12 protein-coding genes are annotated in these 22,693 nt (G+C 47.2%); all 12 read left to right on the plus strand.

From position 1 onward, the window contains the following. Positions 1 to 235: 235 nt before the first annotated feature. The 12 genes from HYR79_04900 (at position 236) to HYR79_04955 (ending at position 22,439) form a co-directional block, all read left to right on the plus strand. Entirely contained in the window at positions 236 to 1,327 is a 1,092-nt protein-coding gene (locus tag HYR79_04900) for a regulator (protein MBI1821030.1), read from the plus strand. A 206-nt stretch (positions 1,328 to 1,533) separates the two neighbouring features. Continuing rightward, positions 1,534 to 2,313: a cytochrome c3 family protein gene (locus HYR79_04905; protein ID MBI1821031.1), complete on the plus strand. Its 780-nt coding sequence runs from the start codon at positions 1,534 to 1,536 to the stop codon at positions 2,311 to 2,313. A gap of 181 nt (positions 2,314 to 2,494) precedes the next feature. After that, the gene (locus tag HYR79_04910) at positions 2,495 to 3,538 is read left to right on the plus strand and encodes a 6-bladed beta-propeller (protein ID MBI1821032.1); all 1,044 of its coding nucleotides are present in this window, start codon (positions 2,495 to 2,497) and stop codon (positions 3,536 to 3,538) included. Between the two features lie 40 nt (positions 3,539 to 3,578). After that, positions 3,579 to 4,616, plus strand: coding sequence for a hypothetical protein (locus HYR79_04915; protein MBI1821033.1), 1,038 nt, complete (start codon positions 3,579 to 3,581; stop codon positions 4,614 to 4,616). Next, positions 4,592 to 5,467, plus strand: coding sequence for a peptidylprolyl isomerase (locus HYR79_04920; GenBank protein MBI1821034.1), 876 nt, complete (start codon positions 4,592 to 4,594; stop codon positions 5,465 to 5,467). Before HYR79_04915 ends, HYR79_04920 begins: the two co-directional genes overlap by 25 nt. 126 nt (positions 5,468 to 5,593) lie before the next feature. Next, on the plus strand, positions 5,594 to 7,345 hold the full coding sequence (locus HYR79_04925) for a hypothetical protein (GenBank protein ID MBI1821035.1): 1,752 nt from the start codon (positions 5,594 to 5,596) through the stop codon (positions 7,343 to 7,345). 11 nt (positions 7,346 to 7,356) lie between these two features. Next, complete coding sequence (locus HYR79_04930) at positions 7,357 to 8,412, plus strand: hypothetical protein (protein ID MBI1821036.1); 1,056 nt, start codon at positions 7,357 to 7,359, stop codon at positions 8,410 to 8,412. Further along, positions 8,412 to 11,282, plus strand: coding sequence for a hypothetical protein (locus HYR79_04935; GenBank protein ID MBI1821037.1), 2,871 nt, complete (start codon positions 8,412 to 8,414; stop codon positions 11,280 to 11,282). The genes HYR79_04930 and HYR79_04935 overlap by 1 nt, the downstream gene beginning before the upstream one ends. Before the next feature lie 11 nt (positions 11,283 to 11,293). Beyond that, the gene (locus tag HYR79_04940) at positions 11,294 to 20,347 is read left to right on the plus strand and encodes a fibronectin type III domain-containing protein (GenBank protein MBI1821038.1); all 9,054 of its coding nucleotides are present in this window, start codon (positions 11,294 to 11,296) and stop codon (positions 20,345 to 20,347) included. After that, the gene (locus HYR79_04945; protein MBI1821039.1) at positions 20,344 to 20,838 is read left to right on the plus strand and encodes a hypothetical protein; all 495 of its coding nucleotides are present in this window, start codon (positions 20,344 to 20,346) and stop codon (positions 20,836 to 20,838) included. The genes HYR79_04940 and HYR79_04945 overlap by 4 nt, the downstream gene beginning before the upstream one ends. Beyond that, complete coding sequence (locus HYR79_04950) at positions 20,839 to 21,669, plus strand: SUMF1/EgtB/PvdO family nonheme iron enzyme (GenBank protein MBI1821040.1); 831 nt, start codon at positions 20,839 to 20,841, stop codon at positions 21,667 to 21,669. It begins immediately after the preceding gene. Then, positions 21,666 to 22,439 (plus strand): SUMF1/EgtB/PvdO family nonheme iron enzyme, encoded by a 774-nt coding sequence (locus tag HYR79_04955; GenBank protein ID MBI1821041.1) that lies wholly within the window; start codon positions 21,666 to 21,668, stop codon positions 22,437 to 22,439. Before HYR79_04950 ends, HYR79_04955 begins: the two co-directional genes overlap by 4 nt. The last annotated feature ends 254 nt before the right edge of the window (positions 22,440 to 22,693 follow it).

Raw genomic sequence — 22,693 nt, forward strand, 5'->3', positions numbered from 1 at the left:
ACCGCAATCGTAACCAGGGTTGCCAGATAGGTAAACCCCTGTTTTGTAAAAAGGATTTTGAACGTGTTATTTGAATTCATTTTGACCTTATCCTAAATCAACTCAAGAAAAGACTCAAGTTTATTCATTGAACCTTTCATTCTTGAATCAATTCGTATCGATAATAAAGATTGACTTATTTTTCATAAAAAATGTAAAATTTCCCAACGATTTTTTTTAATGGCAAAGGGAAAAAGTGAAGCGCGCATCTTCTTTATTACTTGTTTCGATCATATTTCATTTTTTTCTTTCCTGTTCGTCCTCCTCTCCAAACCCGTCTTCAAATTTAAACCGTAAAAATTCAGTAAAACCTGTCTGGACCAATTATCAAATTAACGCCGGCGTTCACGCCATTGCCTTCGAAGACCATTATATTTGGGTGGGAACTGAACAGGGGGTTCTCCTCTATGACATCCAGCAGGAGAAAATCGTCAAAAAGATTAACAACCAAAACGGATTGCTCTCAAATGATGTAACCTCCATTGATATTGACCCGGAAGGAAACAAATGGATCGGTACCCATGGCGGAGGATTGGTCTTAATAGGCGGGGGCGTTAAAGGGAGGATAAAAAAAATTTATAATGCGCCGACCTTAGCCGATCCTTTTGTTTATAAAACGGTCTTTGATGCGCAAGGGCGTTTGTGGGTAGCGACGTGGAAAGGGGTTAGTTTATTTGACGGGAAAGTCTGGAAAAAGTTCACCAAAGAAGATGGTTTAATAGACAATTGGGTCTATTCCCTGGGAATTGATCAAACCGGAACCCTTTGGTTCGGAACCGAAGGCGGCGTTAACTCCTTCGACGGGAAAACCTGGCAGACGTTTACGCATAAAGAAGGTCTGGGAGCCGAATTAAAGGATATTCCCGAGTTTGAGAAAATTGTGAACGCGAGCCGCCATCATGCCTCAACCCCCGGTAAAGAAGCCGAAGGGTATAACCCCAATTATGTTCTCTCCCTGGCGATAGACCATGAGGGAACAAAGTGGTTTGGAACCTGGGGCGCCGGTTTATCACGGTTTGACGGCAAAGTTTGGAAAAACTTCACGGCAAAAGACGGGCTTCCGGGAAATTTTGTGGCCGATATTTTCGTCGATTCAGATGACGGAATTTGGATCGGCACTGAAGGGGGAGTGGGATATTTCAATGGGAAAGAATGGAATAAATATACCCGGAATGACGGTTTAGTTGATGACTCCGTTTTCACGATTACCCGGGATAAAAGAGGGTCTAAGTGGTTTGGAACCATGGATGGGCTGAGTAAATTAGAGGGTTTTGTTCCTAATTTATAGGTCTTTTTCTCCATAATAGTGGAAAACAAATGGCTTCTAAAGGGATAATCTAATTTTTAAAGGGTTTCTTATTCATATCTAGCTGATATTAAAGGAAAAAATACAGAAATATCGCTGGTATTTTTTTTGCATAAAATTTAGGCATTATCAACTTTTATCGTGCTATGGATCGATTCTCTATTCAAATAGTGCTAGGACTTTTTTTAATGGTTTTTGTTACTTCTCAGGCCGTTAAAGATGTAAAAGGGGGGACCATTATCAGATCCCGCCATGATTTAAACGCACTCAACCAAAGGGGATATAATACGGTTACAGGTCCAATGACTGGCGGTTCTTTTAACGAATATGGTGAAACCTGTATTTATTGTCATACGCCCCATAACAGCAATCCCGTTGCTCCGTTATGGAATCGCGATCTTCCCAATCCGTCGGGATATCAGATGTACTCCAGCCCGAATTTTGATTCTAAAGTGGCCGCTCCTGACGGGATCTCTCTGGCCTGTCTTTCTTGCCACGACGGAAGTGTCGCAGTCGACTCCGTTGTCAATAAACCCAAATATCATAGCTGGCTCGATGCGATGGTCCACTACAAAATGAGTCCTGAAGGGGGTATTGGTTCAGATAGCTGCGGCAAATGCCATAACCGGTTGGAAGGGGCCTACGGAGGTGTGGGCGCGACGGGTATCGGTGCCGCGCATGACGCTACAATCCGGTATTTGACCCGCGATTTAAGGGATGATCATCCTATTTCAATGACCTTTCCTAATCGGGATATTGATCCAGGGTTCAATCAACCTACGCTGATTAAAAAGGATGGCGGAATGATGTTCCCAAACGGTGTTCAGACCTTTGAAGATAATAAGGTGCAGTGCGCGAGTTGCCACGATCCCCATAATCCCGATGAAAAAAACCTGGAAGGAAGGGACCCCTTCTTGAGAACGAGTAATAAGAATAGCGCGTTGTGTCTAACCTGCCATGTTAAATAGCAGGCTGTTGAAAAAGCCTCATTTGCTGCGTTCTCGTTGGTCGGCAATCCTCACGTACTGACCGTGTACGCTCCGGGTTGCCTCCCTCCTGCGGCCTGGCAACTGAAGCTTTTTGAACAGCCTGAAATAGTAGGGGCAGGTCCCTGTGCCTGCCCTGTAAAATGTTAAAAGGATTGAAGTGTTGATTAAAAATTATTGCCAGATTGGATCAGTTATAACGATCCTCCTGTTTGTGGGGTGCGCGACAGCGCCTGTTCAAAAAACAGAAATTATTTGGCCGTTACCTCCCGACCCGCCACGGATCAAATTTGTTAAAACGATTGAATCGGCTAAAGAGGTGGAGAAGGAAAGTTTTGGAAAGTCGGTCATGCAATTCCTGGTCGGCAAAGATCCGACGGTCCATCTTCAAAAACCCTATGCGGTCCATGCAGACCGGAAGCAGAGAGTTTATGTGGCCGATTCAGCCTGGCGGAAAATTCTGGTTATGGATTACGCGAAGAAAGAGTTTATGTTCCTCGGGTTAGACGGGCCGGGGATTTTAAGCAGGCCGATGGGGGTCACCACCGATTTCACAGGAAATATTTATGTTTCCGATACGGTTGGAAAACGAGTCGTCGTTTATGATCCGAATGGAAAATACCTCCTGGCCATGGGTGGAAAAGAAATTTTTGAAGAACCGGTTGGCATTGCGGTAAATGACAAATTACGGCGGGTTTATGTTGTCGATACCCGGAAACATAACGTCGACATCTTTGATTTTGAAGGAAGGTTCCTCTCCGATTTTGGCGGGAGAGGCGTAAACGATGGTCAGTTTAATTTTCCGACCAACCTGGCCGTCGATCCGGATGGAAAAGTTTACGTCATGGATACCTTTAATTTTAGAGTCCAGATTTTTGATTCCGACGGCCGGTTTTTATCTAAATTTGGGAGTGTGGGCACAGGATTAGGCCAGTTTTCAAAACCGAAAGGAATTGGGGTAGACAGTGAAGGCCATATTTACGTCGTCGATGCGGCATTTAATAATGTTCAAATCTTTGATCAGGAGGGCCGCCTTCTCCTCTTTTTTGGCGATCTCGGAGCACGAGACGGCCAGATGTATCTGCCGGCGGGTCTCTGGATTGATGAGAATGATCAGATTTATGTAGCGGATCAATACAACAAACGAATTGATGTTTACCAATATTTAGGAGAGAGGTGGAAAACTCGGCAACAGACGCCTAAATAATCTCTGAATTTAGCTTATAAAATTACGGAAAGGATGAACCATGATGAGCGACTTGAGGTTTTTCAAAAGTTTTTTTATTTTAATTTTTGTTTTGTTTTCTGTTAATGGAGTTGATGCTTCTGAAGATATTGCTCATACCAAACATAATTTGGCGGCAAATCCTGATATTCTGGCATCATCTAATGGCACTATTAATTTAAATGGCGATATCTGTGTCTTCTGCCATACCCCCCATGGTGGGCGAACCGATGTGGCGGGTGGAGGAGCTCCCTTATGGAACAGAAGACTTCCTGTAGCAGGGGCTTATACGCCTTATACGAGTCCAAATTTCGATGCCGCCGGGTCTAATCCGGGACAGCCAAAAGGGGTCTCTCTGGCGTGTCTTTCCTGCCATGATGGTACAATTGCTTTTGATTCCCTGATCAATGCCCCAGGATCCGGAGGATTTTTTACTTCGAATAAAACCGCAACCGGGCCAGGAGGGAGTATCGGATTAAACTTTACCCTTAATGGGGGGGTGGACCCGACCAATAAAACTTTTAAATCCGGCAATCGAACAGATAGCACCATTGGAGGATTTGCCTTTTATGATTCGGCAGGTGTGAGCAATGGAAACGCGGGAGGAGCGGCTCCTTTTCCCAATCTAACCACCGATTTGTCGGATGACCATCCGGTCGGCATGGTGATCCCGGCCACCGATCCCCAATTTAATGAAATCCGAACCAATTTAACCAACATTGCCGTTCAGGGGACGGATGGTCATCTGGCGGGATCTAACAAAGTGTTTTGGATTACCCGTGATGCCGCAAGTTTGCAGACGGATAAACGGGACCGTTTAAGGGCTTATCCCTCCACTTTTCCCACAAATCCTGATGATGCCTATATTGAATGCGCTTCGTGTCATAATCCGCATGAAGCCAGCCGGCCGGGGGGGCAACCCGCGTCAACGGCCCCTATTAATGTGACAACCGTCAACAATTCCCGTTTCTTAAGAGCGCCCACGCCTTCTCAACCAGGGATCGACATGAATGATCGAAATGCAAGCAGTGCCTTATGTCTAAGCTGTCATCAAAAATAGTTATTTATTTTTTTCTGGGTTTCTTTTTTTGGCAGGCGGGTCTTTCGTTTTCGCGGGGGGATGAGAATAAAGATGAAAAAAAGGGGAATTCCACCGAACAAAACAGGGAAAAGGTCATCGCGGAGGTCAACGGGGTTCCGATTTTAGAAGTGACTTTAAAGCAGGAGATGCGGAACTCCTTAATTAACCTGGGGCATGGCGAACTTCCGCCTCAACGAATGGAAGAGATCAGGAGGGAGGTTTTGGACACCTTAATTGCCCGGGAGCTTGTCACGCAAAAGGCAAAAAAAGAGGGGGTCGATCCCAATGACCTGGTTAAAAAGGAAGTTTATGACAAGGCTCTGGTTCAGGAAGAGGAGATTAAAGCTTATTTCGAGAAGCATCAGGAAGAGTTTATGAAACCGGAAGGGGTCCGTCTCCGGCATCTTCTGGTGAGTGTCGACCCTTCAAGCTTTAACGAGGGGTGGAAGAGGGGATATGAGAAGGCGCTGGAACTTTCCGAGCGGGTAAAAAATGGGGAAGATTTTGAAAGTCTGGTTCAGAAATATTCCGACCCCGAGTCAAAATATTTTGGGGGAGATTTAAGAATTCAATATAAAGGGAAAATGGCGATGGCGGAATTTGACCAGGTGGCGTTTACCTTGAAAGAAAAAGAGGTGAGCGGTCCGATTCAAACCCTGTATGGATTTTCACTCATTCAGGTGGCGGAAAAGATACCGCCCGAACCTTTTCCATTTAGGGAAATCAATCAAGAGAAAATCAAGAAAAAGTTAGTTCAGGAAAAGGTAGATAAAAGAACAAGAGAATGGATAGGTGATTTAAAGAGTCCAGCCGTCATCAAAATTTATTAAAATTAGAAAATAGTACGTTCTGAAATTTGAAGATTCCAAGAGCCCATGACGCAATCGTATGGCCGACAATTTAAAAAAATAATTCCTTGGAGGTTTCTTTTCAGAATTTTCCTGGTGATCGTCGTAATGAAGTTAATGGAAAGAGAAGCCGCCTTTGCGGCAATGAATGGGGCATTATCAGGTTCCATCGAAGGGGCCTATTTATATTCGGATATTGATAGTAATGGGACCAAAAGCTCAACTCGTGGAATTGAACAGAGGTACAATTTGCGGTATTCCCAAAATTTAATAGACTCCCGGCTCGGTTATTTCTCCGGCGCGGTCGGGTGGGCAGACGATCAAACCACACAATCAGGACCCAAAGAGGAATCGCGCCGGTATACCCTGAAAGATTATAATTTAAATCTGTCGCTTTTTCCGCGGTTTTCTCCCTTGGCCCTTTTTGCCCAGAAATCGGAGCGGGAAAACCAGTTTGACTTGACCACACACGACACGATCACGACCTATGGATTTGCCTGGCTTTTTACCCCTATTTATCTGCCGCGCATAGCGGTTAATGGAACGCATACGACTTATACCAGTGATCGTTCCGGTCTTTTTCCGACCAGTGAAACCGATGTTTTATCGATCGATTCAGGCGGGAGGTGGCGGAGTTTTAATGTGAATGCCCGCTATCTTTATAATCAGAGCAAAGACGAAAATGGAGAGACCAACTGGGGGCATGGAATTAATCTTAATCTTAACGGCGCGGTGACCCGGGCGTTAACGTTAGGGGCTTATGCCAATTACACCAATCGAGGGGGCACGGTACAGGGATTTAATTTTTATCAGGAAAACGCGCTGGGTTTAAATTTATTTTATTTGCCAAATCGGTTTTGGGATGGAAATCTCCGTTTTGACTTCATCGAATCGCCCGGCAGTTTGGATTTCAAACGGTATCTGGTCAGCGGCGGGTTGAACCTTCACCCCACTTCAAAGCTGGATCTATTTAACAGCGCCCAGTATACAAGATTTGACACGGGAAACAGCCGGACCGACTCAATTTTCGCGAATACAGGCCTCAATTACCGTCCTTTTTTTGGGTTGACGTTAACCGGCGGATTGGGAGCGGGAGCGACTAAACTTACGGGAGGCGGGGTGTCGTCGAAAAACTATTTTGGCCAGGCGAACTGGTCCGCCAACTATTTTAAAGTCCTTCCTCTCTTAAGGGTCAACGCCGGGTACGGAGGAAGCATCAGTCAAAATCATAATGACACGGTGGGGGATTCGAGGGACCTTACGAATACCCTATCAGCCGGGATTGATAACACCCAAACCGAAATCATTCATGTCGGGGTAAATGGCACTTTAACGAAGATTCATCGGACCGTTCCTTCCCGGTCGGATGACCAGAACGAATTACGTCTGACGGCGCTGGCCGATAAACAGATCAGAAACATGATATTTTATAACGATTTCTTGATTTTGAATGGAAATTTAACCTACATAGATGTGTCAGGTTTTGGGGTCGATGGGAAAACCCTTTCGGAAGAACTACATGGGAGTTACCAGTTTTTAACGGTGTTTACCCTTTTAGGAGACCTCTCGCATACCGAATACCCGTCGGGGCTTTATGGAAACAGCCTGACTGCGGCATCGGTTGACTTTTTAGGGAACATTAGACCCTGGATCAATGGCCTGTGGACCTTTAGCGTAAAAGAGTCGGTTAATGATTGGAAAAGCGCTCCGGCCCAAAAAACTTTTGAAGGGCAGACCCGGTTAAGTCATCAACTAGGGCGTCTGACGTTAAGTACCGATTATCAATATCTGCGAAATGATATCGGATCCATTAACTCGGTCAGCCAGCAATTTTTAGTGAGGGCGATAAGGTCTTTTTAACAGGAATGAAGATGGTATTACTTTCAAGTCTGACTTTTTTAATTGTTTTAGGTCTGGTGGGATGCGCAACAGAAAAATCCGTCCAGAAGGGGGAGGAGATTAATTTAACCTGGCCGCTTCCTCCTGATCCGCCCAGAATAAAGTACGTGAAAACAATTCAAGACGCCAGGGAAGTTTTACCTAAAAAGGGTTTTTTTAAAAAAGCGGTCGCTTTTATCTTCGGAGAAGAAGAAACCCCTCGCTTGATTCATCCTTATGGAGTTTTTGCCAGTCCGTCGGGAAAAATTTATGTCTCAGACTCTGATCTGCAGGTGGTTCACCTGTTTGATTTTTCCGGAAAAGTATACCGGCAGGTTTTTAAAATACCCGGCGGCATATTGAGGAGTCCGATCGGTCTCACCCTGGACAACCAGGGGAATCTTTATGTGGCCGATTCCGAACTCGGCCGAATTTTTAAGTTTAATCCGGAGGGAAAATTTCTTAAGACGCTGGGCGGCACGATGAAGAGGCCGACTGGGATCGGTCTGGATCCGAAAAGGTCGGTACTCTACGCGGTCGATACCGCGGAACACCATATTTTGGCCCTTAATTTGTCCGGAGAAAAGCTTTTTGAAATCGGTAAAAGGGGGATTGGAGAGGGAGAGTTTAATTTTCCGACCCATATTGCCGTCCACCCTGTCAGCGGCGATATTTTTGTTTCAGACTCTATGAATTTCCGGATTCAACAATTTTCACCTGAAGGAAAATTTATCAGGCAAATCGGTTCAGTTGGTTCCCAGATTGGAAACTTTTCCAAACTTAAGGGGATTGCCGTCGATTCGAACGGGATTCTTTTCGCCGTGGATGGGTTATATGATACGGTTCAGATGTTTAATAGTAAAGGGGAGTTCTTGATGAATTTTGGCAAAGCTGGAAACCGTGAGGGGGAGTTCTGGCTTCCTGCCGGGATTGCCGTGCAAGAAGGAGTGGAGGGAGAAAAGATTTATGTCGCGGACTCTTATAACAAAAGAGTTCAGGTCTTTCAACTCTTGGGACCGGTTCCTTCGTTTAACGGAGGTTCGAAATAATGGGCCGGAAAAGAGATCTCTTTTTAATCATCGTTATCCTTCTCATTGTTCCGGTGATGGGCCAGATCGCTCCTCCGCCGGGAGCTCCACCGACCAAACATGAGGATATTACCAATACCCGTCACAATCTTTCGGCCAATCCTCCTGACGTCACCAAACATCCTGAGATTTTTCCTAAAGGGACGGCGGGAGCCGATCCAAGGCGTGTTTTTACGCCTCAAACCAATGAAATCTGTGTCTTCTGTCATACCCCGCATGGGGCGAACCTTGCCGCGGCAACTTCAATTCAAGCGCCGATTTGGAACCGGCAACTCTCCTCTGCCTCATACACGTTGTATGATCAGGTCTGGAGTAAGTCGTTCGAAGGGAAATTGAATCGAGGAGCCCCCACCGGTTATTCGAGACTTTGTCTTTCCTGTCATGACGGGACCGTCGCCCTGGGAGGCGTGCTCAATAAACCAGGTTCAGGCGGCTTTATGGATACACCGTATACCATGCAGTATAAACAGGGGGATGTCTATTCCACTGATTCTTCCCAAATTCCACCGATTCCTGATACGATGCCTCTTGGGAGCGGAGTAGACACCGGAGATACCCGTCGGTTAGGGACGAATTTGACCAATACCCATCCTATTTCGTTTTTATTTGATTCTGCCCTGGCGGCAACCGATACGGAACTGGTTGATCCGGGGGCGCCGCTGCAAAAAGGTCCGGGGATCACCGTAACGGATCACACTCCGATCTCTCCGGCGGCGAGATATCCAGGGGATAACATTAACGTTTACGATTCGGTTCAATGTACCTCGTGCCATAACCCGCATCAGGTCGACTATCCCAAGTTTTTGCGGGCCAGTATTTTTCAGAATGATGCCAATCATCCCGGGGAGCAGATTATCTGCCTCTATTGCCATGCGAAACCGGGTTGGGTCGGGAGCACTCATCAAGTGAGCCAGGCCCTTCACAACCCCTACCCCGATTCGAGCAACCCTTATGACTTTGACGGCACCCATACCATCGAACAGTTTGCCTGCCGGAACTGCCACGATCCGCATACCGTTCGGGGAGCCAAAAGAATTCACCGGGAAGGAGTCGATGCGACCGGACAGGATGCGACGGAAAAAACCTGTTTTCTTTGTCATTCGCCAAATACCAAACCGGCTGTTTCGGGCCAAGTCAATAGCTACAATAGTTATCCCTTAAGCACGCTGGTAGCCGGAGATCCGACCAGCACAGGCAATCCTCGTTTTCAGACTTCCACGGTGGCACCCGATATTAACAGCCAGTTTTCGAAGGATATTAATCCAACGAGTAACATCAACTGTTATACTTCCTGGAACCCTCAGGCGAATTTAATCGGCGCCGGAAATTTTCCAGAATGCGGAAGCGCCATGAATCTAACCCTTGGACATGGGGGAAAGCATGAGCCTGAATTTGTGGCAAGACCCCAGGAAGGGGTGGAATTAGGGAGTCCGGCGCCGCCGGCAAACAACGAATTTACGCCGGGGTCTCTGGGTCCGGACAAAATTCCCCATGTCACATGTACCGATTGCCATAATCCCCATCAGGTGGAACCCGGAAACCGGCTCAAAGGGATGAAGGGGATCGACCTCAATGGTCTTGTGGTAGGACATGGCGTTCCGGGAAATGACCGGGAGCCTTATGTTTATGAGGTCTGTTTCCGGTGCCATGGAAACAGCTACACCAATATTTTTAATGGAGACCGTTTTCCCGATGATACGTTCATGCGGTCTGACCCAAGGGATTTCAGGCCCGCAAACGCTGATTTCAGTTTAAGAGGGTTCAGCAACAAACGAAAAGAATTTAATCCCAACACCCCGGATACGGCTCCGGACCATTCCCAACAGTTTGTGAATGCCTCTTTTCATCCCGTTGGCGCGGCAGGAAGAAACGGGACATCTCAAATCTGTAAACAGCTCACAGAAGCCTTTCATTTAAATTGTGCCAATCCGGTCACTGCGTTAAAAAATGTGACGATTCAATGCACCGATTGCCATAACAGCGAAAAAACCAGTCTTGTTAAGGGACCCGTGACCGAGTCAAATTTAAGAGCAACGGATACCCTGTCCAACTTTTTAGCCATCAAGCCGACATTAAGTCCATATGAACCGGTTGGCCCCCATGGTTCGACCTTCATTCGGATATTGCGCAACCGGTACAATACCGATATTCAAAATCCAACCCGATGTTTTGAAGGAAGCCCGCCGAATGGAAACGGACCCAGTGGTGGAATTGGCTGTACCACCAGCGACGGGAACGGCGCTGTCAATGCGGATTTGGCGACCCGGTCGTATTTTGACAACTTTTTGCTTTGTTTCCAATGCCATGACCGGCGGGCGTTTGACCCCTCCGAACCGGGAGCCAATCACACGGACTCTTCCTGGACTAATTTTTTTGGGGATGTCTTCCAGGGGGGAGATACGCATTGGAACGGAAATCTTCACATGTATCACCTCCAATGGACCGGCGCCATGTGCCATGAGTGTCACTATAATGTCCATAGTAACGTAGAAGCGCAAAATACCCAATATGGAGATGGCCGGGGCCATATCGCGGATGTCGATGTCGCCCTTTGTAACGGAGTTGCTTCAGGAACGACCTATCCCTGTTTACCTCCCGATGGAGAGGATGGCCTCGTTGACGGAATAGTTGACACTCATTTAATTAATTTCGGTCCTCAAGCAGAGGGAACCGTGGCTTCTAAACCCCGCTGGGCCTATGATGCGGTTAACAAACAATTCCAATGTTTTTTACGATGTCACAATGAAATTATGAATACCTGCCACTACGGACGAAACACAGCCGGAGGAGGCGGGCAGGCCTGGTGCGCGGGCGGGCCAAAAGCTGGATAGAACCAAAAAATATGAAAAAAATCCAAAAACAAAATCGTTCAGTAAGTCAGAATTTGAATAAAATATTTATCTATGGAGTCGCCTGGATTTTGTTGACCGGGCTCATAAATCCGGATGAGGTTGCCGCGGCTCTTCAGGCTGTCAGTCTAAATCCTTCCAGCGTGGGAAAGGGCGCCGTTGGTAAAAATATCGCGATCTACGGATCGGGGTTTCAGTGTGGAGTCAAAGTGACTTTCTCGGATCCCTCTGTAACCTCTCCGAATGATCCCGCACGGAGTCCGTTTCAAAATTTATGTCCTTCCGGGGTTATTCCGTCCAATGTTCAATTTGTGTCGACGAGTTCAACGACTTTTACCAGCTCTAACGTATTTATCTATGTGAACGTTCAGGCTGGATCTACGACACCTTCGCAGGTGGTTCTGACTTTTACCAATCCCCTGCCTCCCAATGGAGACGGAAGCAGCGCGACAAAAACGCTTATCATTAATCCCTCTCCCGTGATGACTTTACCTTTAGTGACTAATCCATTAACCGTGACGCAAGGGATGACGTTTGATTTAACAATCAATGGATCGGGGATTCAAAACGGAGCCAATCTTTCATTTTCTGTCCCCGGTCTGACGGTCAATGCTTTTACGGTCAATGGACCTGGAACAGAGGCAATCGCGAACATCATTGTCTCTCAAAATGTAATGCCGTCTCGAGTGGGCGTGACGCTGACGAATCCGGATGGCGGAGTCTCTACGGTCGCGTCCGGCTTTTCAATTCAACCTTTTTTTGGATCAAAAACCCCCGCCATCACCGTCTATGAGGATCCCCGGGCCGGCATCGGAAACAGAGTTCCTTATAACTTGTTCTGGAACGGGATATGGTCACAAGAGGGCAACCTGGTTCAAAACTCTCAAAGTTATTATATGCCCCAGGCGCTGGTTCTTAAATCGCATCCTTTTCAATTACAACAAATGGCCGCGCACCTGATTTATCCCTATATAGAATTTCAAGTCCTGGACCAGGGGACGTGGAGCCATCCGTTGCTCATTACCGATTTTTCCAGTTCAATTTCGAGTAAAAATTTTGATGTGGCCTTTGAATCACAATCGGGGAACGGACTCATCGTCTATGGAACGTATCTTGGGGTTTATGGTCGTCGATTTTTTCAGAGCGTTGCTGTCACGCCGTGTGACCCTTCGGTCAATGGAAATTCTTCCCCCCCCTGCTGGGGAAACCCGATTACCCTTTTGACTGCCATCAATCCGACGGATTCGAATAATTCCACATTTCTTGCCAGAGCAAAATTGCTGTCCAATCCGGATAGCACCAAAAATGAGATTCTCCTTGCTTATCAGGATGATAAGGGAAACCTTTATCTGCGGTCTTGGAACGGTAGCGCGAATGGAAATACGGGCGCCTTTTCTCCCGAATATCAGGTATCGACAGCAACCCGCGCCGATTCAACCCCGTTTGATCTTGCCTATAGCCAGATCGGCAAGCAGGGGATGCTCGCCTGGTTAGAAGTCAATAATGGAACACCCAAATCGTGCCTCTGGAGTGGAACGACCTCGACCTGTGTTTTGACAGTTCCGAATCCGGCTCCAACAGGAAGTACTGCCACGACGAATTTATTCTCCATCAAGTTGGTTTCCGATCCTGCTTCCAATAAGATCGCACTGGCCACATTAGAGAATGGTTCTACCGGTATCTTGAAGGTTCAAATATGGGATGGAACAACCTGGCCGCCTCCTAATTCTTATCCCGGTAATTTAATGGGGGTAATATTGTTGAGTAATCGCTTAAATGCTCTTTTCCCCGGCTTTGATCAGACCAATTTTGATTTAATCTGGAAAACAGCGCCGGCAAACAGGCTGTTTGCCGTTTATGCCGATTTCTATGATGGTGTGACCGGTTTTGGAGGCCTTCGTTATCAGTCCTGGGTGCCGGCGTCAGGGTGGGATTCGACCGACACCTTCATCACCGCCGTTCCTGCCGATGCTTCAGGAACTAATTATCCTCTATTTGGTTCCCTTCAATTTGATTCTGATCCAAGAACGGGGGATATTTTGGGGGCAATGAAAACAACGGACAGCCCCTATAATAATCATTTTTCAGATCAACTTTTTACTATTCGCTGGGATGGAAACACTTCTTCCTGGACAGAGTTTACAAACCAGACGGCGGGCGCATTTTTTTCTCTGGTTACTCCTGTGGGTATCAATTATTTTAAAAGTTTTCCTACGATTTCCGCCACGACTTCCGCATTCACTTTCACGCAGGGGAGCGCTGTCAACTTATCCGTTTCGGGGACATTCATCCAAAACGGCGCGGTCGTTACATTCCCTGGTTTTACCGGCTCCACGACCGTTGCGCATTTGGGTGGAGTGGACACCGTAACCGCGACAGGATCCATAAGTTTAAACGCCATTCCGGGCGTTTACGATTTGACGATCACCAATTCCGACAGGTCCAATGTCATTGGCAAAGGAATGGTCACGATCAATGCCAGTCTTTCGAATTCTCCGACGATTTATTCCGTGATTCCAAACAGCAGGGGGCAGGGGGCGGCCAATCAGACTTTAGTTCTATCCGGATATCGATTCCCGGCCAGTTTTGCGGTCTCATTTTCCGGAAATAGTTCCGATATCAATGTGACGAGTCAAACCATGCTCTCTCCGGATCAGGTGTCCATTCAAGTTGACGTCTCCCCGAACGCGGTTGTGGGAACCAGAGGAGTCGTTATTACCGATTTAGTTTCAGGGGGGCAGAGTTATATTTCTCCCGGTCTTTTTACGGTTAATTATGGCCCCACGATTTTGAGCGTGACACCGGGAGGGCTTATCCAGGGGTCGAAAGAGGTTCCCATTCTGCTATCTGGAAATGATTTTAAACCCGGAGCCGCCATTATTCTGACCGATGGGTCAAACACCCTTGGTTCGCAATCATCCGGAACTATTTCTTCTTCGCTTTACCAGAACAAGATGACCGGGAATCGTTTTTACATTTCAGCGGAAACTTCACCCGCGGTTGTTTTAAGCCGAATTGAAATAGGAGTTTCTCTGGTCGATTCGACCCAGGGTAAAAAAAGCGGCCAGGTTGCGATCTACACAGATAACGGAGGGGTACCCGGCACCTTGTTAGCTTCCAGAGAAATCCTCGAATTAACCCCATCGCCCCTGCCCGATGGCAGTCCCCCGAATTTTTTCGATTTTAATTTAAGCGCGCCGGTTATTTTACCCGCTCCTGCCAGTTATTGGGTATTGTTTAATGTCAACGGAGTGCAGACTCTTATCGTGAGTGAACAAAATGTGGCAAATTGTACGATTGATGGATTTTCTCTAATTCCCGCGACGCCCTGCGCGGGAATTTCCAAAGACCAGACTTATGGGTCGTGGCCGGCGACAGGAGGTCTTCTAACAACATGGAGACAGCGTCCAGGGATCCGGTACGGAATTTACCTTTCCTATTACCCGGTGGTTGGGAGTGCCCAGACAGGAACAAATAGTTCCGGAATTTATCAGGATGAGGCGACAGGGAGCGATAGTCTCACCGTAGGTGTGAATACTCAAATTCGTTATCTTTATGCCTATGTTAAAACGGTTGACCCTCTTTTACCGTCAGCCACTATGGCCATTTATGACAATTCCGGAGCAGGCGGAACACCGGGAAATTCGAAGATAGGCGCCCTCAACATCTCCAATACCAGTCTGATTCCTAACAGCTTTAATCGATTTCAGGTTGGAAATTTTGGGGTAGCCCTTTCCGCTGGAACCTACTGGATCATGGCAAATGCCAAGGGTGCGGGAACGACCTTTGCTTATGATTCCGGGGGAGGGGTTGTGGCCAACAGCGTTCAGTCGCCCCTGACCTATACATCAGCATGGCCGGCTATGTTTCTTCCGGCGACGACTTTAATTCCGCAAACTCGCTATTCTTTTTTTGGTGTGACCAATCTAAGACCATTAGGGCAATCCTCCTGTTTTGCGCCGGCTCCCTGTAATACCGATGGTCCTGACTCCAATCAATTCACCGGAACACAATTCATAACGACCGCGATCTCTCATATGATCGGAATTTCCTTCTTTGTCAACACGGTCGATTCAGGTAGTCCGTTTGGGCAGGCGGCCATCTATGACGACAATAATGGAACGCCGGGAAACCGGGTTTTAACAACATCCTCTCAGACGCTTCTCCCGGGTTCTTTTAACACGATTTCGATCCCGCCAACCCAGCTTCCAGCCGGAAAATATTGGATCCTTGTCAATGTCAGCGGGCCTCTAACGACGTTAACCTATGACGAAGGAACGACAGAAACAAGCGCCAAACGATATCCAGCGCCATTTTCCAATCCATGGCCGGCAACCGGCGGTACTGGATGGACAACCTTTCCTGGAAGAAGATACGCGTTCCATGTGGTTCCTGATATATCCGTGAGCAGCAGTAGTTTTTTAACAAACAATAGTCTTGGAGCAAATATCTCAATTGATCCTACTGCCGGGCTTGGATTAAGAGAAATCTGTGTCTTAAATCCTGACGGGGGGAAAGGATGTTTCACTGTTGTTGATTTTGTCAAATTCGGGACCATAACCAATCCCGCGTTGACGGTATACGGCACAACGCTTTCTCCTTTTTCTTTCTATCGAAAATGGAATGGATATTCGCCCTGGGCTACTGAAAATTCGACATCCGCAACTCCCGCCAGTCCCGTATTATGGGAAGTGATCCGGCCTAGTCCAAAATCAGGAACCCCTGAAAAAATTTCAGGGTCGATCAGTAATGTTTCTTTGACTCTGCAAGTCTGGAACGGGACTTCCTGGGGATCTTCTCCTCCCAATGTGACCCCTTCGGCAGCTTTTTCACGTTCCTTTGACATCGCATACGAAAGTTTGTCTGGAAAAGGCCTGGCGGTGTATGGCATGTCAGGAAATTCAGCGCCACAATATCAAATCTGGAATGGTCTAACCTGGACGTCAGGAACGGTTCCGGGAAGTCCGACGGGAACTCCTTTGTGGGTACGTCTTGAACCCAATCCTAAAAGTAACGAAATTGTCCTGGTTTACCTGACCGGAAATGTTAATCCGGATAGCTCTGTTACAAATGGTGTGATACATGCGTTGATCTGGAACGGAACCTCTTTCGGTAATGAGCAGGTCGTCATCCTTCCGGCCTCCAATATCAATCTCTGTTCAACCTGTACTCCCCCAGTTATAGGACAGTCTTTTGATATTGCTTATGAAAATCGCTCCGGACGAGCGTTCTTGGCGTGGGGATCTGTCGGTAATCCAACCCCATCCTACATGATATGGAATGGGGTTCAATGGTCGGCGCAGGCAACGGCTAACCAGGCCGCCGCCGATTCCCTGACGGGGTTGATTTATTTTAAATTGTCGGGGGATTCTAATTCTAACCAGATCGCAATGGGAACCGGAACCCTCGATGGCCAATATTACATTCAGATATGGAATGGCGCAAGTTGGGGGTCTCCTGTTTCCAGGATGGATACGGCATCTCCTTCCTTTAGTTTAACAGGTGAATGGAGTGCCAGTTCAACCGTTCCGCCCGGTTCGGTGGTAACCGAAAAAGTCTCCCAGGTGGTTTCTGATTTTGGAGAATTGACTTTCTCAGGGACAGAAATCAATATCATCGGGCAGAAGAATAAAGGTCTTGGAATCGCGGACATTTACTTGGATAACCAGATTAAGGGGAGTATTGATTTCTATTCTTTAAGCCCGGTTCGGAGAAGAATTCTTTTTTCCTTAAGCAATTTGACGAATTCAACCCATCAATTAAGAATAGAACCCAGCGGGTCAAAGAATAGTCCATCGTTTCCCGGGGCCGCGATTACCGATTCATTCAGCACTTCAAATAGAGTGACAGGTTCCCTTTTCAAGGTTAAAAACAATACGACTATTAAAGCTTTGTCGGTTTTTTTAAAAACCTGTGATCCTGTTTCAACCCGCCGAAATTTTCAAATCGCGCTTTATTCGGATAATGGCGGCGTTCCCGGAAATTTGTTGGGACCCATGGCGCCTGTGACAGGAACCTGTTTCCCGGGATCGACGGATAATACGTGGATTAATCAAATCACTGTTCCCGGCATTCTATTGACAAAAGGAAACAGTTACTGGATCATGGTCAACACCAACGGGAATGGAAATGCTTTGACCTATACCGATAGTTCGGTTTCCGGCACTCAGGCCAAGTCGGTGCAGATGAACCTTTCTTATGGGACATGGCCCTCCTCTTTTGCCGCGGCCGCGCCATGGACGCAAACCCCTTCCAGATTTTATGGACTTTATGGCGCGGAACAATTCGGGCCGATTACCATAGGAATGGCTCCCCCCGTCCCGATCGATGCCTTTGAGGTTAAAAGTCAGATCGATTCTCCTGCCGTTGGGAGTATTGATCTTCTTTATCAATCCGATCAAAAGGATAACTTTTTTAATGTGGGAAGAACGTTTGATCTTGCCTGGGAAAAAGACTCGGGCCAGTTATTAACTGTTTTTGGTTCTCCCAGGTCGGTCAACGTCTGTAATTATTTTAGCGCCTCTTCGGCGGCGACTAAATTTTATTACGGAACCCGTTTTCGGAAATGGAATTCAACCGACGGGTGGTTGGTGGATCAGCAGGTTCCCCTGGTGGGGAGTGATCTGGTTCCCCGGTGGATCCAGTTATCTTCCGATTCCTCCTCAAATGACCTTTTTCTTGGCGTGATCGGACATCCCATAGACCAATTTGTTCCGTCGAGCGCGAATGCCACGGAATGTGTGGTTGCTTTTTCTCCCCTCAGTACCGTTCAAAACCCTGTGAGCGACCTGAGCATACTCCACAATCACCAGTACGGGTGGCATCATGAAGCCTGGACCGATAAGGAAGTTCTTAGCACCGCCTCTTCAGGTTCGCTTCAATCGACGATTGGTTTTCAAACATATACCTCATTCGGAGAATCTTTAATGACGGCTTTTGATCCGGACGCCACGCCTCCTTCTCCCATTTCAACCTTAACCTATACGGGGGTTTCAAGCTCTTCTGTGTCTCTGCAATGGCTGGCTTCAGGGGATGATGGGGACCTGGGCCGTGCGGCAACTTATACCGTCGCTTATTCCACCAGCCCGATCAATACGGAGTTGAACTACGCGGCCATTCCTCTGGCGCAAAAAATAACCATTTCTGCGACTCCGTTTGCGGTCGGAACTTCGCTGACCTTTACGGAGACTTTTACCGTCACCAATTTAAACCCTTCGACAACCTATTATTTTGCGGTTAAAGCAACAGACAGAGCCGGAAATATTTCTTCTCTTTCACCCGCGAATCCTTCCGTTTTTATTGCAACCTCCGCTTCGGGGACCGTGGGAACAGGGATAACCGCACCCGGACCGATATCCGATCTGACGGTAGTTTCCGGTTCGCTGACGAATAATAATGTTCAACTCACCTGGACAGCTCCTGGAAACACAGGTTCAATCGGTACAGCGGCGGCCTACGATCTTCGGTGGTCCGGCGCCCCGATTACCAATGACAGTTCATTTAATACGGCAACCCCTGTTCTTGCGACAGATGGCACCGGACGGAATGGCCTTTCCGTTCCTCATGCGGCAGGGACACGTGAATTTTTTGATTTTGTGGGACTCCCTCAAGGAACTCTGACTTATTTTGCCATTAAAGCGTGTGGAACGCAGGCCATGGACATCATCACGTTTCGGTGCGCGGGAAACCCGGCAAATATTTCTCCGATTAATTCAAACAGCCCTGTATTGGTCAATAATGGCGGCGTGGTTAATTTAACACCGCCCGCCGCTATTTCAGATATGGTCGTCTCAAACACTACCTCTAATGCGCTGACTCTTCATTGGACCGCGCCCGGGAACAACGGACAAATCGGCGCCGCGATGCGGTATGATCTAAGAATTTCAGCCAACCCGATTACCTCGGTCAACTTTGATACCGCGTTTCAGGTGTTAAATCTCTTATCCCCGGCATCTGCCGGAAGTGTTCAGTCGTTTACGGTTGGCAATCTTCTTTCAAACAATACCACAGGTCAGATCTACTATTTCGCGATAAAGGCCGTTAATTCGTCCGGAATCGTTTCGGCCATTTCAAATATTGTCTCCGGCACGACCCTGCCTCTGACTGACACCTCGCCTCCTGCCGCAATTTCTGATCTTTTCGTCGTTACCAGCGGGATTAACTCAACCTCGGTGACCCTCTCCTGGACGGCGACCGGTGACAATGGAACAGCAGGAACAGCCTATCAATATGACATCCGGTATTCTGAACTTCCAATTGTTGAAGATGGAGCCGCCTTTGTTCAAGATCGGCAGATTGAATTTAAAAATGCCGGTCAGGTTACCCAGCCACCCCTGCCGGGTCCTTCCGGGCATCATGAACTGTTTACCCTTGCGGGTTTAAACTCAAATACGATTTACTATTTTGCCGTCAAGGCCGTTGATAAGGCTAGCAACAGGTCTTTCTTATCAACCTGTGTCAACTGCCCGGGACATACGGCCTTACGATCAGGGTACAATTTAGTCAGCGTTCCTTACCGGTTAAATGGAACGAATGATCCCGCGTCTGTTTTTGGAAATGATGTGTCAAAACCGGTTACGGTTTATCAATGGAATAATGGCTTTTATTCTATTCCTGCCATGGTATCCGGAGGGAACGGTTATTTTCTTTATTCTCCCGGTAACAATAGCATTCTGAAGGCCTCGGACACGCTGGGAAATTCTTTAGGGACTCCTGAAAACTCTCCTAATGTGATGATTCCTTTGCAAACAGGATGGAACATGATCGGGAATCCTTATCTTCATCCTATCTTCTTAAAGGATACCTGTATCAAGAAGGGAACATCGGCCTCTGTTCCTTTTATGGATGCTGTGAGCGGCGGGTGGGTCGACGCGTCAATTTATTCCTTCGACGGAACTCAATATAGCGCAGAGAGATACGTTGATATATTAAATCCGCCGGCTAATCCGCCGGCTGACCTTGATCCATGGAATGGGTACTGGTTTCAGGTTCTTTTAAATGATGCGGCCTATACTTTGGTTTATGTCGATAGCGGAGGATGTCCATGAAAGGCTTCTTTTTTTTCTGTTTAGTGATATTGACCTTGATTTTCCCTGATGACGTTTGGAGTGGAGATACAACCCTTTTGTTCACGGTGAAAACAGAGGTTGATCATGTCCTTCTTAAAAAAGATCTTCGGATCGGTTTGTGGAAAGAGGGTCAAGATGGGATGGATCCCATGGATACGCAGGCGATGTTAAACGGTTTGTTTGACGCCTATTTTGATAATCAAATTGAAAAGACCCCTCCTCTCTGGTGGGATATTCGATCTTTAAGACCTGTCCAGGAGTGGAATTTGATCGTTAAGGCCCCTGAAGGTAAAAAAGTGGTTCTGGAATGGAAACAGGTTCCATTTGCGTCGGGAATGAACCAGGCCTCATTGATACTCATTGATTCTGATACCGGCCAGGAGACGCCGGTGGATGGGACAGGAGCAATTGAATATTCAAGCACGCGTTCGTTAAAAAAGTTTTTAATAAAATCGGTTCAGAAGTTTTAAATGAACCGCCATTTTAAAAAACAGGTCTGGATTGTTTTATTTTTTCTTCTGGGGAGTTTTTTGACATTCGAATATTTTTTTGACAGGAAAATCGGAATGGGTGCGGGAGAAGAAGAGAAAATGGTTAAAATTCCCGCGGGCCCATTTATCATGGGGAGCGATGAGCGGGATGGTATTGTCGGCATAGATGTGGGGGTAGATGAAGTCCCAAGGCATCAGGTGGTTCTTCCCGATTATTACATTGATCGTTTTGAAGTGACCATTCAACAATATGAAGGGTTTATCCAGGCGACAAAGCATCGGGTCCCTTCAGAGCCCCGTTTTCCTGACTACTATCAGTGGCAAAAAGGACATCCCCCGGAAGGCCAGGAAAATTATCCCGTCAGTTACGTCGATTTTGAAGACGCTTCCGCTTACTGCGCCTGGCGCGGAAAAAGGCTCCCAACCGAAGAAGAGTGGGAAAAGGCAGCACGTGGAACCGACGGGCGAAAATGGCCCTGGGGGAATGTTTTTGATCCAAAGAAATGTAACACAGATGAAAGTCAGTTAAATTGGACAACGACCGTTGGAAGTTTTTCGGGCGGCGCTTCTCCCTACGGCGTCATGGATATGTGCGGCAATCTTGCCGAATGGACCTCATCTTGGTATAAACCTTATCCCGGTAATGATTTGCAAAGAACGGCTTTCGGAGAAAAATTTAAAGTGATCAGAGGCGGTGGATGGACGCTTCCAGCTCATCCCTTTAGCAGGACCAGTCATCGAAGTTATGCCGTCAGGGCGGAAAAAAGACACCGGTCTATCGGATTTAGATGCGTGAAGGAGGCCTCATGAAAATAGGAATGTTTTTCCTGGTTTTACTGCTCGTTTGTTGGGGAAATTTTTTGAAGCATGTCAAGGCGGATTTTCCGGCTGGAATGGTTTTAATTCCTTCAGGGTCTTTTACTCTGGGAGCCTCCTCTGAAGATGGAATTGAAGGAATCGATGTGGGGGTGGATCAAATTCCAAGACATCGGATATCCCTTAAAAGCTTCTATATTGATCAGAATGAAGTGACAGTGGGTGAGTACCGTCAATTTGTACAACAAACCCGTCACCAGGAACCTTGTATCTGGACTGATCCGGGTTTTTCAAAACCCCCGGATCAAGAAACGCTGAGCGATGTCTCCTATTTCGATGCCGAAGCTTATTGCGAATGGAAGGGGAAGAGATTGCCAACAGAAGAAGAATGGGAAAAAGCCGCTCGTGGCGCTGATGGGAGAAGATGGCCATGGGGAAACGATTTTTACAAAGAAAGAACCAATACCCTGGAATCAGGTTTAAAAAAAGTGGTTCCCCCTGAGACTTTCCAGGGCGATGTGTCGCCCTATGGGGTGCATGATATGGCTGGAAATGTGATGGAATGGACCTCTTCCTGGTACGAACCTTATCCGGGCAATACGCTGAAAAGAACGGCTTTTGGGAAAAAATTTAAAATCCTGCGCGGGGGAACCTGGAGTGAATCCGCGACTCCGTTCGCCCGTACAACACACCGCTTCCCTGTTTTACCCAGTATTGCCCAACCTGATTTCGGGATTCGATGCGCAAAGGATGTTTTCCCATGATGAACCCAGGAACAGCGATAGACATGCTAACCGCTTAATTTACTTGTCATTGCGAGCGCCCAAAGGGTGCCGTGGCAATCGTCGTACAACAGAGCGGGATTGCCTTCGCTTCGCTTGCAATGACACCTTCTATCGCCGTTCCGGGGGAATCTACCCAAGAACAGAGTTAGAAAGCTGTCATTGCGAACAAAGTGAAGCAATCTCAAGATTTTACGATAAGATTGCCACGCACCCTTCGGTGCTCGCAATGACAT

The organism is Nitrospirota bacterium, from assembly GCA_016178585.1.
In the GTDB taxonomy this organism is placed as follows: domain Bacteria; phylum Nitrospirota; class Nitrospiria; order JACQBW01; family JACQBW01; genus JACOTA01.

Coding starts and splice junctions, on each gene's coding strand:
- HYR79_04905 (MBI1821031.1), top strand. CDS start 1,534: ATGGTTTTTGTTACTTCTCAGGCCGTTAAAGATGTAAAAGGGGGGACC.
- HYR79_04915 (MBI1821033.1), top strand. CDS start 3,579: ATGATGAGCGACTTGAGGTTTTTCAAAAGTTTTTTTATTTTAATTTTT.
- HYR79_04920 (MBI1821034.1), top strand. CDS start 4,592: ATGTCTAAGCTGTCATCAAAAATAGTTATTTATTTTTTTCTGGGTTTC.
- HYR79_04925 (MBI1821035.1), top strand. CDS start 5,594: ATGAAGTTAATGGAAAGAGAAGCCGCCTTTGCGGCAATGAATGGGGCA.
- HYR79_04930 (MBI1821036.1), top strand. CDS start 7,357: ATGGTATTACTTTCAAGTCTGACTTTTTTAATTGTTTTAGGTCTGGTG.
- HYR79_04935 (MBI1821037.1), top strand. CDS start 8,412: ATGGGCCGGAAAAGAGATCTCTTTTTAATCATCGTTATCCTTCTCATT.
- HYR79_04940 (MBI1821038.1), top strand. CDS start 11,294: ATGAAAAAAATCCAAAAACAAAATCGTTCAGTAAGTCAGAATTTGAAT.
- HYR79_04945 (MBI1821039.1), top strand. CDS start 20,344: ATGAAAGGCTTCTTTTTTTTCTGTTTAGTGATATTGACCTTGATTTTC.
- HYR79_04950 (MBI1821040.1), top strand. CDS start 20,839: ATGAACCGCCATTTTAAAAAACAGGTCTGGATTGTTTTATTTTTTCTT.
- HYR79_04955 (MBI1821041.1), top strand. CDS start 21,666: ATGAAAATAGGAATGTTTTTCCTGGTTTTACTGCTCGTTTGTTGGGGA.